The sequence below is a fragment of the Microbispora sp. H10830 genome (assembly GCF_014161375.1).
Lineage (GTDB): Bacteria > Actinomycetota > Actinomycetes > Streptosporangiales > Streptosporangiaceae > Microbispora > Microbispora catharanthi.
The window spans coordinates 19,510-35,095 of the sequence record NZ_JABBWX010000011.1 but is presented as its reverse complement, the minus strand read 5'-3'; the positions used below and the strand labels follow the sequence as shown (position 1 = coordinate 35,095).

The 15,586-nt window shown below is 69.9% G+C and carries 14 protein-coding genes; 10 read left to right on the top strand and 4 right to left on the bottom strand.

Annotated elements, in window-relative coordinates; genetic code table 11:
• Nucleotides 1-148 precede the first annotated feature (148 nt).
• Entirely contained in the window at nucleotides 149-2,923 is a 2,775-nt protein-coding gene (locus HHX35_RS26120; protein ID WP_310739314.1) for an aconitate hydratase, read from the top strand.
• Between the two features lie 72 nt (nucleotides 2,924-2,995).
• Here HHX35_RS26120 and HHX35_RS26115 read toward each other — a convergent pair whose 3' ends face one another.
• Both HHX35_RS26115 and HHX35_RS26110 read right to left on the bottom strand, forming a co-directional pair.
• Entirely contained in the window at nucleotides 2,996-3,328 is a 333-nt protein-coding gene (locus HHX35_RS26115) for a type II toxin-antitoxin system PemK/MazF family toxin (RefSeq protein WP_139574657.1), read from the bottom strand.
• Nucleotides 3,318-3,644, bottom strand: coding sequence for a ribbon-helix-helix protein, CopG family (locus tag HHX35_RS26110; protein ID WP_182901376.1), 327 nt, complete (start codon nucleotides 3,642-3,644; stop codon nucleotides 3,318-3,320). Before HHX35_RS26110 ends, HHX35_RS26115 begins: the two co-directional genes overlap by 11 nt.
• A gap of 177 nt (nucleotides 3,645-3,821) precedes the next feature.
• On the opposite strand from HHX35_RS26110, the gene HHX35_RS26105 reads away from it, so the two are divergent.
• From HHX35_RS26105 to HHX35_RS26075, 7 genes are all read left to right on the top strand, one after another.
• Entirely contained in the window at nucleotides 3,822-4,547 is a 726-nt protein-coding gene (locus HHX35_RS26105; protein ID WP_182901375.1) for a sulfite exporter TauE/SafE family protein, read from the top strand.
• Between the two features lie 79 nt (nucleotides 4,548-4,626).
• The gene (locus HHX35_RS26100) at nucleotides 4,627-4,821 is read left to right on the top strand and encodes a hypothetical protein (RefSeq protein ID WP_182901374.1); all 195 of its coding nucleotides are present in this window, start codon (nucleotides 4,627-4,629) and stop codon (nucleotides 4,819-4,821) included.
• Nucleotides 4,822-5,356: 535 nt separating this feature from the next.
• Nucleotides 5,357-6,478 carry a sugar ABC transporter substrate-binding protein gene (locus HHX35_RS26095; protein WP_182901373.1) on the top strand — a complete coding sequence of 374 codons (1,122 nt, stop codon included), beginning with the start codon at nucleotides 5,357-5,359 and terminating at the stop codon, nucleotides 6,476-6,478.
• Nucleotides 6,479-6,684: 206 nt separating this feature from the next.
• On the top strand, nucleotides 6,685-7,461 hold the full coding sequence (locus tag HHX35_RS26090) for an ATP-binding cassette domain-containing protein (protein ID WP_139574663.1): 777 nt from the start codon (nucleotides 6,685-6,687) through the stop codon (nucleotides 7,459-7,461).
• Entirely contained in the window at nucleotides 7,458-8,705 is a 1,248-nt protein-coding gene (locus HHX35_RS26085) for a sugar ABC transporter permease (RefSeq protein WP_139574664.1), read from the top strand. Before HHX35_RS26090 ends, HHX35_RS26085 begins: the two co-directional genes overlap by 4 nt.
• Nucleotides 8,706-8,787: 82 nt before the next feature.
• Nucleotides 8,788-9,993 carry an ROK family transcriptional regulator gene (locus HHX35_RS26080; RefSeq protein ID WP_225898021.1) on the top strand — a complete coding sequence of 402 codons (1,206 nt, stop codon included), beginning with the start codon at nucleotides 8,788-8,790 and terminating at the stop codon, nucleotides 9,991-9,993.
• Between the two features lie 4 nt (nucleotides 9,994-9,997).
• The gene (locus tag HHX35_RS26075) at nucleotides 9,998-10,405 is read left to right on the top strand and encodes a zinc-binding dehydrogenase (protein WP_310739313.1); all 408 of its coding nucleotides are present in this window, start codon (nucleotides 9,998-10,000) and stop codon (nucleotides 10,403-10,405) included.
• On the opposite strand, the gene HHX35_RS26070 is transcribed toward HHX35_RS26075, so the two are convergent.
• Nucleotides 10,332-11,123 carry a neutral zinc metallopeptidase gene (locus HHX35_RS26070; protein ID WP_182901372.1) on the bottom strand — a complete coding sequence of 264 codons (792 nt, stop codon included), beginning with the start codon at nucleotides 11,121-11,123 and terminating at the stop codon, nucleotides 10,332-10,334. The genes HHX35_RS26075 and HHX35_RS26070 overlap by 74 nt on opposite strands.
• A gap of 240 nt (nucleotides 11,124-11,363) precedes the next feature.
• Between HHX35_RS26070 and dxs the strand changes: the two genes are divergently transcribed.
• Together dxs and HHX35_RS26060 are read left to right on the top strand one after the other, a co-directional pair.
• Nucleotides 11,364-13,277 carry a 1-deoxy-D-xylulose-5-phosphate synthase gene (gene dxs / locus HHX35_RS26065; protein WP_182901371.1) on the top strand — a complete coding sequence of 638 codons (1,914 nt, stop codon included), beginning with the start codon at nucleotides 11,364-11,366 and terminating at the stop codon, nucleotides 13,275-13,277.
• Nucleotides 13,278-13,343: 66 nt separating this feature from the next.
• Nucleotides 13,344-14,825, top strand: a complete 1,482-nt coding sequence (locus HHX35_RS26060) for an amino acid permease (protein WP_310739312.1) — start codon at nucleotides 13,344-13,346, stop codon at nucleotides 14,823-14,825.
• Here the strand turns inward: HHX35_RS26060 and HHX35_RS26055 are convergent.
• Nucleotides 14,791-15,411, bottom strand: a complete 621-nt coding sequence (locus HHX35_RS26055; RefSeq protein WP_182901370.1) for a LysE family translocator — start codon at nucleotides 15,409-15,411, stop codon at nucleotides 14,791-14,793. The two genes, HHX35_RS26060 and HHX35_RS26055, sit on opposite strands and share 35 nt — an antisense overlap.
• Between the last annotated feature and the right edge of the window lie 175 nt (nucleotides 15,412-15,586).

Here is a 15,586-nt window from a genome sequence, read left to right as displayed (position 1 = left end):
GTCGAGATATCTTGGGGGATATCTTGACGTCGAGACATCCGTCGACCCGCACAGGTTAGGGCAACCTAATTGTCAGGAGTGTCCCGTGCGTGCGGGAGGATGCACACGAAACCTGAGACAAGCCCGGAACCCTGGGGAGGCGAACTTCGTGTCCGCGAACAGCTTCGGCAGCCGTGACACGCTGCGCGTCGGTGACGCGTCATACGAGATCTACCGGCTGGACGCCGTCGAGGGGTCGGCGCGCCTCCCGTACAGTCTCAAGATCCTGCTGGAGAACCTGCTCCGCACCGAGGACGGCGCGAACATCACCGCCGACCACATCCGCGCCATCGCGGGCTGGGACCCGAACGCCCAGCCGAGCGTGGAGATCCAGTTCACCCCCGCCCGCGTGATCATGCAGGACTTCACCGGCGTGCCCTGCGTCGTCGACCTCGCCACCATGCGCGAGGCCGTACGCGACCTGGGCGGCGACGCGGCGAAGATCAACCCGCTCGCGCCGGCCGAGATGGTCATCGACCACTCGGTCATCGTCGACTTCTTCGGCCACCCCGACTCCTTCGTCCGCAACGTCGAGCGGGAGTACGAGCGCAACCGCGAGCGCTACCAGTTCCTGCGCTGGGGCCAGACGGCGTTCGACGAGTTCAAGGTCGTCCCGCCCGGCACCGGCATCGTCCACCAGGTCAACATCGAGCACCTGGCCCGCGTGGTCATGACCCGCGACGGCAAGGCGTACCCGGACACCTGCGTGGGCACCGACTCCCACACCACGATGGAGAACGGCATCGGCGTGCTCGGCTGGGGTGTCGGCGGCATCGAGGCCGAGGCGGCGATGCTCGGCCAGCCGATCTCGATGCTGATCCCGCGGGTGGTCGGCTTCAAGCTGACCGGCAAGCTGCCGGCCGGCGCCACCGCGACCGACCTCGTGCTCACGATCACCGAGATGCTGCGCAAGCACGGTGTGGTCGGCAAGTTCGTGGAGTTCTACGGTGAAGGCGTCTCCAGCGTGCCGCTGGCCAACCGCGCCACGATCGGCAACATGAGCCCCGAGTTCGGCTCCACCTGCGCCATCTTCCCGATCGACGGCCAGACCATCGACTACCTCAAGCTCACCGGCCGCTCGCCGGAGCAGGTCGCGCTGGTCGAGGCGTACGCGAAGGAGCAGGGCCTGTGGCTCGATCCCTCGGCGCCCGAGCCCGCCTTCAGCGAGTACATCGAGCTCGACCTGTCGACCGTCGTCCCGTCGATCGCGGGGCCCAAGCGCCCGCAGGACCGCATCCCGCTGGCGGACGCCAAGTCGGCCTGGCGCGCCGCGGTCCGCACGTACGTCACGGACGAGTGCATCGAGGGCCCCGCCGACGAGGCGTCGGCCGAGTCGTTCCCGGCGTCGGACTCTCCGGCGATCTCCCACAGTGGGGCGGGCGACGTGCCGCACACCGTGCGGCGTAACGGCGAGCGGCCGCACCGGCCGACCCCGGTCACGCTGTCGGACGGCACCTCGTTCGAGATCGACCACGGTGTCGTCACGATCGCCGCGATCACGTCCTGCACGAACACCTCCAACCCGTACGTCATGCTCGGCGCGGCCCTGCTGGCGAAGAACGCGGTGGACAAGGGCCTGTCGCGCCAGCCGTGGGTGAAGACGTCGCTCGCCCCGGGCAGCCAGGTCGTCACCGGCTACTTCGAGCGGTCCGGCCTCCAGCCCTACCTGGACAAGCTGGGCTTCAACCTCGTCGGCTACGGCTGCACCACCTGCATCGGCAACTCCGGCCCGCTGGAGCCGGAGATCTCCACGGCGATCCAGGAGAACGACCTCGCGGTCACCGCCGTGCTGTCGGGTAACCGCAACTTCGAGGGCCGGATCAACCCCGACGTCAAGATGAACTACCTGGCCTCGCCGCCGCTCGTGGTGGCGTACGCGCTGGCCGGGACCATGGACATCGACCTCAACAACGAGCCGCTCGGCGTCGGCTCCGACGGGCAGCCGGTCTTCCTCAAGGACATCTGGCCCGCGCCCGAGGAGGTCGCGGCGGTGGTGTCGGAGTCGATCAGCCAGGACATGTTCCAGCGCGACTACGCGGACGTGTTCAAGGGTGACGAGCACTGGCAGTCGCTGCCGATCCCGACCGGCGACACCTTCGAGTGGGACCCGGAGTCGACGTACGTCCGCAAGGCGCCGTACTTCGACGGCATGCCCGCCAAGCCCGAGCCGGTCACGGACATCCGGGGCGCCCGGGTTCTCGCCAAGCTGGGCGACTCGGTCACCACCGACCACATCTCGCCCGCGGGCGCGATCAAGGCCGACACCCCGGCGGGCCGCTACCTGCGCGAGCACGGCGTCGAGGTCAGGGACTTCAACTCCTACGGCTCTCGCCGCGGCAACCACGAGGTGATGATCCGCGGCACGTTCGCCAACATCCGGCTGCGCAACCTGCTGCTCGACGGCGTCGAGGGCGGCTACACCCGCGACTACACCAAGGGCGGGGAGCAGGCGTTCATCTACGACGCGTCGCAGAACTACCAGGCCGACGGCATCCCGCTGGTCGTCCTGGCCGGCAAGGAGTACGGCTCGGGGTCGTCGCGTGACTGGGCGGCCAAGGGCACCGCGCTGCTCGGCGTGCGCGCCGTCATCGCGGAGTCGTACGAGCGCATCCACCGGTCGAACCTGATCGGCATGGGCGTGCTGCCGCTGCAGTTCCCCGAGGGCGAGAGCGCCGACTCGCTGGGCCTGACCGGCGAGGAGACCTTCGACATCGTGGGCGTCGAGGAGCTCAACACCGGCTCGACGCCCGCCACCGTCACCGTGCGGGCCGGGGACGTCGAGTTCCAGGCCGTGGTGCGGATCGACACGCCCGGCGAGGCGGACTACTACCGTCACGGCGGCATCATGCAGTACGTCCTGCGCTCCCTGCTCGCCAAGAGCTGAGCCGAATCCTTATCGGACATGACGCCGTCCTGGACGGGATCTCAGTCCCGTCCAGGACGGCGCCGCTGCTCTCTACAACATGTCGACGACCCAGTCGGCGATCTCCGACAGTATGTCGGGCGGAACGACTCCGATTCTTGTGCCGAACCGCTCAGGTGAGAGCGCGCGTAGCTGTTCGACCATCGCCCAGCTTGTCTTCGGCAGCCCGGTTTCCTCAGGCGCTATCTCGATGTGCGTGTCCCAGCCGCGGAATCGCGTCGTCAACGGGACGGCAAGCACGGGGTCGCGTACGAGCCTGTTGAAGATGTCGTTGCTGACGACGACGGCAGGCCGGCCGTACCCTTGCTCGCGGCCGATCGGCTCGCCGAGGCTCGCCCACCAGATGTCGCCTTGCCTAACCCTCATCCCTCTCCTTGGGTTCGTTGGGGAGATCCTCGGGCAGATCGATCAGACCTTCCCACTCAGGGGCGATGCGGTTTGACGGAGGGCCGAGCCACAGGTCGCGCTCCGCGACGTACTCCGCCCAGCTTTCCGGGTCGTCCCTTCGTGTCCGCTCCATCTGCTCTGCGACCCGCTGCCAGCGGAGCTTCTTCCTGTGCTCCCTCACGGCGTCCTCGACCAATGCAGTCATGCTCTTGCCTTCCTGCTCGGAGAGTTGCGCTATCAGGTCTCTGATCTCGACGCTGACCCGGATCGTCGTGTGGCGTTGCTCGCTCCCCATACCGCGAGGCTACGATCCTGTCTACAAAAAGCGCTATGGCGATGTCGCCACGAGGGAGTCTACGAAGGCTCTGATTACTCTCGCAACATATTTCAATTACTGACGGTGATTGTCCGAGTTCCTGGGCCCGGATAACCGATTGCCGGGTGGCATGGGGGCACCGCTAGGGTCCGGCGCATGGATCACGACGTGGCGTTGCTGCTCATCGCGGGCGTGGCCGTCTTCATCGGCGCGGTCGTGCAGGGCGGGGTGGGCTTCGGGCTGGGCCTGGTGGCCGCACCCCTGATCACGCTGCTCGATCCCTCGGTCATGCCGGGGGCGGTCCAGGTCGTCAACATGGCGATGCCGCTGTTCACCCTGGCCAGGGAGTGGCGCAGGGCCGAGTGGCGGGGAGCGGGATGGGCCCTGCTGGGCCGGCTGCCGGGCAGCGCGATCGGCGCCCTCGTGGTCGTCTACGTGAGCGCGGCGACGCTCGGCGTGCTGGTCGGCGTCATGGTGCTGGTCGCGGTCGTGCTGACGGCCCGCGCCGTGTCCGTGCCGCGCAACGGCGCGACGCTGACGGCCGCCGGGTTCCTCTCGGGGATCACCGGCACGGCCACCGGGATCGGCGGCCCGCCGATCGCCCTCGTCTACCAGAGCGCCCGCGGCCCGCAGATCCGGGCGACGCTGGCGATGTACTTCTGCGTGAGCGCCGCCCAGTCGCTCGTCATCCTCGCCCTCCTCGGCAGGCTTCCGGGGCGCGCCCTGGCCGCGGGAGCGGCGCTGGTTCCCTTCGTCCTGCTCGGTTTCGCGGCCTCGGGGCCGCTGCGCCGCTACCTCGACGGCGGGCGGGTCCGTACGGCCGTCCTGGCGGTGGCCGCCGTCTCCGCCTGCGCGCTGCTCGGGCAGAGCCTCGCCCACTGAGCGCGCCTGTCCGAGATCCGGGGACTGGACAGTCCCTCTCAAGATCGGCAGTCTTGTTTCCTCATACGTAGGGGGAGCGATGATCGGCAGCGTCCTGGGGGTGCTCATCTCGCTCGCCGTTTCGGCGACCGTGCTGTTCTTGGTCATCTACTGGGCCGTGCGGCTGGGGTTGCGGCACGAGCGGATCAGGGCGCAGCACGCTCAGGTGATTCAGCAGCCCGCATACGGTCCGCCGCAGCGGCCTTACGGGCCGCCGCCGGGCCACGGCGGATAGCCTTACGGCGGCAGGCCGCGGAATCGGGTCAGGCGGACGACTCCCGCAGGCGCTCGACACGGACGCCGCGCAGGAGCGGTTCGACGGTCGCCGCGGCGGCGGCCAGGCAGGCGGCCAGGGCGGCGGCGGCCACGAGGACGACCGGTCCGGGGCATCACCGGCCTCCGCATCGCCGGCCCCGCCGCCACACACGGGGGGCGTCCCTGCCGACGGTAGGAGTCGTGGGATAACGAACGTGTCACGATCACCCGTCGAAGCCGGGCGGGACGTAACGCCGTCCGATGTTGATCGTGCGTTTCTTCATTGTTACCGCGGACAACAAACGTTACCGTCCTGTGTCTTTCACCACCTGGGCTTTGGGCTTACGTTGTCTCAAACAACATTCCCTGGAGCGGTGAACGCCGTGACCCGGCCCCTGCCGTACCGGGTGGCCAAGGTGCCTACAGCCCACAAGATCTGCCCAGACGGCGGGAAGGGGCACCGGCTCGGCCGCACCCCCTCATAGACCCCCAGCCAAAGAAAGGACCCACGCATCATGCGCAAGGGGATCCTCAGCATCGGCGCCGCCGCCGCGGCGCTCACCCTCGGTCTCACCGCCTGCGGGGGCGAGAGCGGTGACACCTCCGCGCAGACCAGCGGCGCCCCCTCGGCCGCCGCCGGCGACGCCAAGCCCGGCAAGGTCGGCGTCATTCTGCCGGACAGCAAGTCCTCCGCCCGGTGGGAGACCGCCGACCGCAAGTACCTGGAGGAGGCGTTCAAGACGGCGGGCGTCCAGTACGACATCCAGAACGCCCAGGGCGACAAGACCGCCTTCCAGACGATCGCGGACCAGATGATCACCAACGGCGCGACCGTGCTGATGATCGTCAACCTCGACAGCGGCACCGGCAAGGCCGTGCTGGACAAGGCCAAGTCGCAGGGCGTCGCGACGATCGACTACGACCGCCTCACGCTCGGCGGCAGCGCCTCCTACTACGTGTCGTTCGACAACACGGCGGTCGGCAAGCTGCAGGGCGAGGGCCTGGTCAAGTGCCTGACCGACAAGAAGGCCGACAAGCCGATCATCGCCGAGCTGAACGGCTCGCCGACCGACAACAACGCGACGCTGTTCAAGCAGGGCTACGACGGCGTGCTGCAGCCGAAGTACGACTCCGGCGACTACAAGAAGGGCCCGGACCAGTCGGTTCCCGACTGGGACAACACCCAGGCCGGCACGATCTTCGAGCAGATGCTGACCCAGGAGCCGAAGATCGCCGGTGTCCTCGCGGCCAACGACGGCCTCGGCAACGCCGCGATCTCCGTGCTGAAGAAGCAGAAGCTGAACGGCAAGGTCCCGGTCACCGGCCAGGACGCCACCGTGCAGGGCCTGCAGAACATCCTCGCCGGCGACCAGTGCATGACGGTCTACAAGGCCATCAAGAAGGAGGCCGACGCCGCCGCGCAGCTCGCCGTCTCGCTGGCCAAGGGCGAGCAGCCGCAGGCGAGCGGCACGGTCAAGGACACCGAGGGCAACCGTGACGTCCCCTCCGTGCTGCTGGAGCCCCAGGCCATCTTCTTCGACAACGTCAAGGACGTCGTGGCCGACGGCTTCGTGACCAAGGACGAGCTGTGCACCGGCGACTTCGCCGACAAGTGCACCGAGGCCGGCGTCAGCTAAGCACATCCATCCACCGGGTGCGTACGGCGACGCGGACCCCCTGAGCGGGTGACGTGCTGAGCCGCGACGAGCACCGTGCGGGGCGCCCCGTCCTGACCTGGCACCGTTCTGACCAGGCACAGGGCGCCCCGCACCGCCCGGAGCGACGAGAGGCGGCCCGGAGAACGGCGCCGTACCGGCCCCATCGATCTACGGAGTAGCCCATCGTGTCCCAGGGACCGATCCTGGAACTGCGCGGCATCAACAAGAGCTTCGGCCCCGTGCAGGTCCTTCACGACGTCGCCTTCTCGGCCTATCCGGGCGAGGTGACAGCACTCGTCGGCGACAACGGCGCCGGCAAGTCGACGCTGGTCAAGTGCATCGGCGGCATCCACCCGATCGACTCGGGCGAGTACTTCTTCGATGGCGAGCGGGTCCACGTGAGCGGGCCCAGGGACGCGGCGGCGCTGGGCGTCGAGATCGTCTACCAGGACCTCGCCCTCTGCGACAATCTCGACATCGTGCAGAACATGTTCCTCGGCCGCGAGCGCCGCAGCGGTCTGGTCCTGGACGAGGACACGATGGAGGAGATGGCGGCCAAGACCCTGGCCGGCCTGTCGGTCCGCACCGTCAAGTCGCTGCGCCAGCACGTCTCCAGCCTGTCCGGCGGTCAGCGGCAGACCGTGGCGATCGCCAAGGCCGTGCTGTGGAACAGCAAGGTCGTCATCCTCGACGAGCCGACCGCCGCCCTCGGCGTCGCGCAGACCGCCCAGGTGCTCGAGCTGGTCCGCCGCCTGGCCGACAGAGGTCTCGCGGTGGTGCTCATCTCCCACAACATGAACGACGTCTTCGCCGTGTCCGACCGGATCGCGGCGCTGTACCTGGGCCGGATGGCGGCCGAGGTCAAGGCATCCGAAGTGACCCACGCGCAGATCGTGGAACTGATCACCTCCGGGCGCAGCGGGGAGCTCGGCCTCAAGAACGGCAACGGAGCGGCATCATGACAACCGAAACGCTCCCCAAGCAGGAGAACGCCGAGTCCGCGCTCGGCGGGCACGTCAAGGGCTACCTCGAGCGGGTCAAGGGCGGTGAGCTGGGGGCGCTTCCCGCGGTCTTCGGCCTCGTCATCCTCTGCGTGGTCTTCTCGGTCCTGCGCCCGGCCTTCCTGTCGGCGGTCAACTTCGCCAACCTGTTCACCCAGGGCGCGGCGGTCGCCGTCATCGCCATGGGCCTGATCTTCGTGCTCCTCCTCGGCGAGATCGACCTGTCCGCCGGTTTCGCGAGCGGCGTCTGCGCGGCGGTGCTCGCCGTGCTGCTGACCCTGCAGGGCTGGCCCTGGTATCTCGCGGTCCTGGCCGCGATGGTCACCGGCGCGGTCATCGGCCTGGTGCTCGGGTCGCTGGTGGCCAAGCTCGGCATCCCGTCCTTCGTGGTCACGCTGGCGGCGTTCCTGGCCTTCCAGGGCGTCGTGCTGCTGCTGGTGAAGGACGGCACCAACATCTCGATCCGCGACGAGACGATCCTCGCGATCGCGAACAAGAACGTCCCGCCGGTCGCCGGCTGGGCGGCGCTGGTCGTGGGCGTCGCCGCGTACGCCGCCATCCAGTTCGTGCAGGCGCGCCGCCGCGCGTCCCGCGGCCTGGTCGCGACCCCCGTCGCGGTCATCGCGGCCCGGGTCGCGACGCTCGCCGTGGTCGCCGGGATCGCGGTGTACGTGCTCAACCTGGAGCGCAGCCGCAACGCGGCGCTCGTGTCGCTCAAGGGCGTGCCGATCGTCGTCCCGCTGATCGTGATCCTGCTGATCGTCTGGACCTTCGTGCTGCGGCGCACGGCGTACGGCCGGCACATCTACGCGGTCGGCGGCAACGCCGAGGCCGCCCGCCGGGCCGGCATCAACGTGGACCGCATCCGCATCTCCGCCTTCGTCATCTGCTCCTTCATGGCCTCGCTCGGCGGCATCATCGCGGCGTCGCGGGCCAACTCGGTCGACCCCAACACCGGCGGCAGCAACGTGCTGCTGTTCGCGGTGGGCGCGGCCGTCATCGGCGGCACCAGCCTCTTCGGCGGCAAGGGCCGGGCGCTCGACGCGCTGCTCGGCGGCGCGGTCGTCGCGGTCATCGAGAACGGCATGGGCCTCATGGGCTACAGCGCCGGCGTCAAGTTCGTCGTGACCGGCTCGGTGCTCCTGCTCGCCGCGGGCGTGGACGCGCTGTCGAGGAAGCGCGCGGCGGCGACCGGCAGAAGATGACGTGATCGGGCCCGATAAGGTGATCTCCGACCCCTGACCTGCTCAGGTTCCCCCCGACCCCACGGAATCCGAGGCTGCCCCGATGATGCGCGCCGGTCCCTCACAGGAGGAGATCCGCAAGCACAATCTCGGGACGCTGCTACGGCACGTCCACCTCGGAGGGCCGACCTCGCGGGCCGAGCTGACCTCGTTGATGGGGCTGAACCGGAGCACCATCATGGCGCTCACGGCGGACCTGACGGCGGCCGGCCTCGTCAGGGAGGAGCTGCCCAAGGACACCGGCCGGGCGGGACGGCCGTCGCTGGTCGTCCGCCCGGAGACGGCCCGCGTCTACGTGCTCGCCTTCGAGGTCGGGGTCGACCGGCTGGCGGCCGCGCGCATCGGCCTCGGCGGCGTGATCCTCGACCGCCGCGAGGCGGTGCGGGCGCGCGAGCCGTTCGACATGGCCCAGGTCGTGGGGACGCTGGCGGGCTTCGCCCGGCAGATGCGGCGCAAGACGCGCGAGGACACGATCTGCGTCGGCGCGGCGGCGGCGGTCTCCGGAGTGGTCCGCGCCTCCGACGGCGTGGTCAGGATCGGGCCGAACATCGGCGCGTTCGAGGTGCCGCTGGGGGAGGAGCTGACCAAGCGGCTCGCGCTCGGGCTGCCCGTGGCGATGGGCAACGAGGCCAACCTCGGCGCGCTCGCCGAGCACACCCGCGGGATCGGCGCCGGCTGCCGCGACCTGATCTACCTGCACGGTGACGTGGGCATCGGCGGCGGCATCATCGTGAACGGCCAGCTCCTCGGGGGGTACGGCGGGTACGGCGGAGAGGTGGGCCACATGATGGTCAACCCCGACGGCCGCCGGTGCGCCTGCGGCTCGCGCGGCTGCCTTGAAGCCGAGGTGGGGGAGCCGGCTCTGATGGAGCACGCCGGCCGGTACGGCGAGATGATCGGCAGGGACGCGGTCCGCGCCGTCGTCGACGCCGCCGACCGGGGCGACGTGATGGCGCAGGAGGCCCTCGCCCACGTGGGCAACTGGCTCGGGCTCGGCGTGGCCAGCCTGGTGAACATCTTCAACCCCGAGATGGTCGTCTTCGGCGGCATCCTGCGGGAGATCTACCTGGGCTCGGCCGCCCAGGTGCGCAGCCGGATCGCCACCGGCACCCTGCGCGCGACGCGGGAGCAGGTGCGGCTGCGCACCTCGGCCCTGGGCGACGACGCGACGCTGATGGGGGCGGCCGAACTGGCCTTCGCCCAGGTGCTCGCCGACCCCCTCGAAGCGCTGTCCCGGGTCGCCCCCTGACGGCGTGGACGCCGTGACCGGCGCGGCCACCTGGATGGCCTACACCACCGCCTACGGCCTGCTGATCGAGTTCGGCCGCATCAACCCGGGCGACACCGTGCTCATCAACGCGGCCTCCAGCAGCGTCGGGCTGGCAGCCATCCAGGTCGCCAACCACATCGGCGCCGTCCCCATCGCCACCACCCGCACTCACGCCAAGAGACAACGGCTGCTGGACGCGGGCGCCGCCCACGTCATCGCCACGGAAGAGGAGGACCTGGTCAAGGAGGTCGCCGCCGTGACGAGCGGCGGGGGAGTGGAGCTGCCCAGTTCGGCAAGATCGTCCTCACGGTCCCCCGTTAGGCGGTCCTGGACGCGGGGGCGGAGAAGGTGTCGCACACCTGCGGGCCGCCGCCGGACCAGCCGCGCGTGAGCCAGTAGCGGATGTTGCGCGTCTTGCCGTGCCACATGTCGCCTTCGACCTCCGCGAGCTGCTCGTCCCAGTCCTGCCGGTCGCGGCCGAGCGAGGGCCAGACACTGCGGACGAAGGCTCCGGAGAAGCACTCGGCCTGCAGCTCGATGCGGCGGTTGAGGTCGTAGGCCCGCTTCCCGCTCAGCGTGCGGGACTGCCGCTCGAACTCGGCCAGGATGCCGGCGCGGTCCTGCGCGTAGTGGCCGTACTCGTGGGTGACGATCGTGAAGAGTTCGAACCCCATGGGGTCCGACAGCTCCTCTTTGGACAGCATGATCCACATCGTCGTGTTCCTGGGGCAGTACAGGGCCGCGGCGTAGCTCGCCACGTACTGGCCGCAGCCCGTGTACACGCTCTTCGTGATGTAACGCACCCTGGGCGGGGAGAACCGCAGTCCGGCCTGCCGGAACCTCTCGCTCCAGGTCCGGTCGAGGCAGCCGAGCAGGTCGTCCAGGTAGGCCCGGTAGGAGTCGAGGTCGTCGGCCCGCCGGGCCGGCTCGGCGCACTTCGAGGATTCGAACTCGCCCGCGGTGTAGAGCGGGTTCCTCGTCAGCGCTCCCGGCCCGGTGGGCACCGGCCGCGCCGGGGTGCCGGAGGCGCCCGCCGTGCCGGTGAGGGACAGGGCTCCCGCCACCGCCGTGACCGCGAGGGCGGCCACGCGGAGGCTTATGCGAATCATCAGTGGGCATCCCAAGCGGACAGAGAGCTAGTCAGGAATGTGGCGAATCGCCCGAAGATCCGGTAATGCGGACCTTCCTTCCGATGGATCATGAGGGTAGGGCAGGAGGCGGCGACGGGTAAAGCGGGATCGACGTCGGCACCGGGAAGGTCTCGTGGAGGTTCGGTGCAACCCCTGATACCCCCGCACCTTCCTCGAACTAGACTCGATCCGTTCGATGGCGAGCGGGAAGGATGAGCGGTGGGGATTCTGGAGACGATCAAGGACCCGCTCGACGTGAAGCGCCTGGAAGAGGGGGAGCTGACCGTGCTGGCGGCGGAGATCCGCGACCTGCTGGTCTCCTCCGTCGCGAAGACCGGCGGCCACCTCGGGCCCAACCTCGGCGTCGTCGAGCTGACCATCGCCCTCCACAGGGTTTTCGACTCGCCGCGCGACCCGATCCTGTTCGACACCGGCCACCAGGCGTACGTGCACAAGATGCTGACCGGGCGGGCCGGGCAGTTCGGCACGCTGCGCCAGGAGGGCGGCCTGTCGGGGTATCCCAGCCAGGCCGAGTCCGAGCACGACGTCATCGAGAACTCGCACGCCTCCACCGCCCTGTCGTACGCCGACGGGCTGGCCAAGGCGATCACGCTGCGCGGGGAGGCCGGCCGCACGGTGGTGGCCGTGATCGGCGACGGCGCGCTGACCGGCGGCATGGCCTGGGAGGCGCTGAACAACATCGCCGGGCGCAAGGACCTGCCGCTGATCATCGTGGTCAACGACAACGGCCGCTCCTACTCGCCGACGATCGGCGGTCTCGCCTCCCACCTGTCGTCGCTGCGGATGACCCAGGGCTACGAGCACGTGCTCGAACTGGTGAAGAGCAACCTCGGCCGGGTGCCCGTGGTCGGCGCGCCGCTGTACGACACGCTGCACGGCATCAAGAAGGGCCTGAAGGACATCCTGACCCCGCAGGTCATGTTCGAGGACCTCGGGCTGAAGTACGTCGGCCCGATCGACGGCCACGACGAGGGGGCGGTGGAGGCCGCGCTGCGCCGCGCCAGGGCCTTCCGCGGGCCCGTCATCGTCCACGTGCTCACCCGCAAGGGCAACGGCTACACGCACGCGGAGAACCACGACGAGGACTGCTTCCACGGTCCCGGCCCGTTCGACCCGCTGACGGGCGAGGAGCGGCCCAAGCCGCACAGCTGGACCAACGTGTTCAGCGAGGAGATCGTGAAGATCGGCGGCGAGAGGGACGACGTCGTCGCGATCACCGCGGCGATGCTCCACCCGGTCGGCCTGGCGGCGTTCGCCGAGGCGTACCCGGACCGGATCTACGACGTGGGCATCGCCGAGCAGCACGGCCTGACCAGCGCCGCCGGCCTCGCCATCGGCGGGCTCCACCCGGTCGTGGCCCTCTACGCGACATTCCTCAACCGCGCCTTCGACCAGCTCCTGATGGACGTGGCGCTGCACCGCCTGCCGGTCACCGTCGTGCTCGACCGCTCGGGGGTGACGGGGGACGACGGCCCCAGCCACAACGGCATGTGGGACCTGTCGATCCTGCAGGTGATCCCCGGGCTGTCGATCGCCGTCCCGCGCGACGGCGCGCGGCTGCGCGAGCTGCTGGCCGAGGCGGTCGGGATCGACGACGGCCCGTCGGTGGTCCGCTACCCCAAGGGCGCCCTGCCCAAGGACGTGGAGGCCGTCGGCAAGCTCGGCGAGATGGACGTGCTCCGCGCCGGCGACGCCGACGTGCTGCTGGTCGCGGTCGGCCCGATGGCCGAGATCTGCATGGAGGCCGCGAACCTCCTCGACGCGCAGGGCATCTCGGCCACCGTGGTGGACCCCCGCTGGGTGAAGCCGCTGGACCGGGCCCTGGTGCTGGCCGCCGCCGCCCACAAGCTGGTCGTCGTGGTGGAGGACAGCGGCCGGGTCGGCGGCGTGGGCGACGCCGTGGCGCGCCTGCTGCGCGACGCCGACGTGGACGTGCCGGTGCGGACCTACGGCATCCCCCAGCGCTTCCTCGACCACGCCAAGCGGGCCAAGATCCTCTCCGAGATCGGCCTGACCGGGCAGGACCTCGCCCGTCAGATCACCGAGGCCGTGGCGCGCCGGTCGCAGGTGATGGAGAGCCATCCGGCGCGGCTTGTGCAGCCCACCGATTGATAACCAGGAGTAATACCGGTGTGACCGGGAAGTCTGCAGGTCATCGACGTGATGAGGAGCCTGCGGATGAGCCTTTTCCGGACGAAGCCGGTAGAACAGTCGATTGAGGATGCCGAGGGCGGCGAGCATCGGCTCAGGCGCAGCCTGAGCGCTCTCGACCTCACCGTCTTCGGCATCGGCGTCATCGTGGGCACCGGCATCTTCGTGCTGACCGGCGTGGCGGCGCGCAACACGGCCGGTCCGGCCGTCGCGATCTCCTTCGTGGTCGCCGGGATCGTGTGCGCGCTCGCGGCCCTGTGCTACGCCGAGTTCGCCGCCACGGTCCCGGTCGCCGGCTCGGCCTACACCTACGCGTACGCGACGGTCGGCGAGTTCCCTGCCTGGGTCATCGGCTGGGACCTGATGCTGGAGCTGGCACTGGGTGCGGCGGTGGTCGCCTCGGGCTGGTCGGGCTACTTCGCCTCGCTGCTGAAGAACTTCGGGATCTACCTGCCGTCGTCCATCGCCGGCGACGACGCCGTCTTCAACGTCCCGGCGGCGCTGATCGTGATCCTGCTGACCGGGGTGCTGGTGGCCGGGATCAAGATGTCGGCCCGGTTCAACGGCGCCATGGTGGCGGTCAAGCTGGCCGTCGTGCTGCTCGTGATCATCGCCGGGTTGTTCTTCATCAAGGGGGCCAACTACCGGCCGTTCATCCCGCCGGCCCACCACATGGCCGCCGGAGAGGGCATGAAGGCCCCGCTCATCCAGGTGCTGTTCGGCGTGCAGCCGGTCGCGTACGGCGTCTTCGGCGTCTTCACGGCCGCCGCCCTGGTGTTCTTCGCCTACATCGGGTTCGACGTCGTGGCGACCGCGGCCGAGGAGACCCGTCGCCCGCAGCGCGACCTGCCGATCGGGATCATCGCCTCGCTGGTCGTCTGCACGATCCTCTATGTGGCGGTCTCGCTCGTGGTCGTCGGCATGCAGCACTACTCGGAGCTCAGCGCGTCGGCCCCGCTCGCCGACGCGTTCCGGTCGGTGGGCCAGCCCTGGATGGCGACGCTGATCAGCATCGGAGCCATCGCCGGGCTCACCACCGTCGTGATGATCCTCATGCTGGGCCAGAGCCGGGTGCTGTTCGCCATGTGCCGCGACAGCCTGCTGCCCCGGTCCCTCGCCAAGGTTCACCCGACGTTCCGCACGCCGTACCGGATCACGATCGTCATCGGCGCGGTCACCGCGCTGCTCGCGGCGCTGATCCCGCTGAGCGCCATCGCGGAGCTGGTGAACATCGGCACGCTGTTCGCGTTCGTCATCGTCGCGGTGGCGGTGGTGGTCCTGCGCAGGACCCGCCCCGACCTGCCCCGTTCCTTCCGCACGCCGTTCGTGCCGGTGGTGCCGATCCTGTCGGTGCTGGCCTCGGCCTACCTGATGCTCAACCTGCCCGTGGAGACCTGGATCCGGTTCTTCGCCTGGATGGTCGTGGGCACCGCCGTCTACTTCCTGTACGGCCGCCGCCGCAGCAGGGTGGCCGCTACCACCCCTGGGGAAGCAGTCCTCGAACGGTGAGCACGGCGCCGACGGCGGCGAGCAGCGCGCCGCTCGCGCCCAGCAGCAGGCGGTAGCCGCGGGGGGTCAGCCGGTCCCGGCCGGCCCCCACGGCTCCCGCCAGGGCAACCTTGGAACCCACCAGGACCAGGTAGAACCCGCCCACGAAGGCCAGCGCGTACGCCGGGGCCCGGTCCCACGCCGAGACGAAGATCGGTGAGCCGACCGCGATCCAGAACAGCCAGGGGTGGGGGTTGAGCAGGTTCACCACCACACCGCGCAGGACCTCCCCGGCGGAGGAGGGCGCGTCCTCGCCGGGGCGGGGCGGCAGGGCCGTACGGGCCTCGCGCAGCGTCTCCACGCCCAGATACACGACGTAGAGCCCGCCTCCGACCGACAGCACGCGCAGGAGCACCGGCGGCAGCGCCCCGACGGCCGTCACGGCGAGCAGCACCACGGGCAGGTCGGACAGCAACGGCACGCAGGCCAGGCGCACCCCCGAGCGGAACCCGCCGCGCAGGCTCGCCGTGATGACGAGCGTCAGCAGCGCACCGGGCGTGACCCCCGCGCCCAGGCCGAGGCTGAGCCCCATCAGCAGTTCCGTCACGCCGGTAACCTCCCGTTTCGTCCGCACGAGAGGCTATCGCCGGTCGATCCGCGCGAGTACGCGGCGGGCGAGATCACCCCGGGCGAACCACCGCGCCGGCGCGATCGCGGCCCGTCGCCGCCCCGATCGAGGCGTGGTCACCCCGCGGGCGACCACGGCCGGTCGCTGGGCCGGT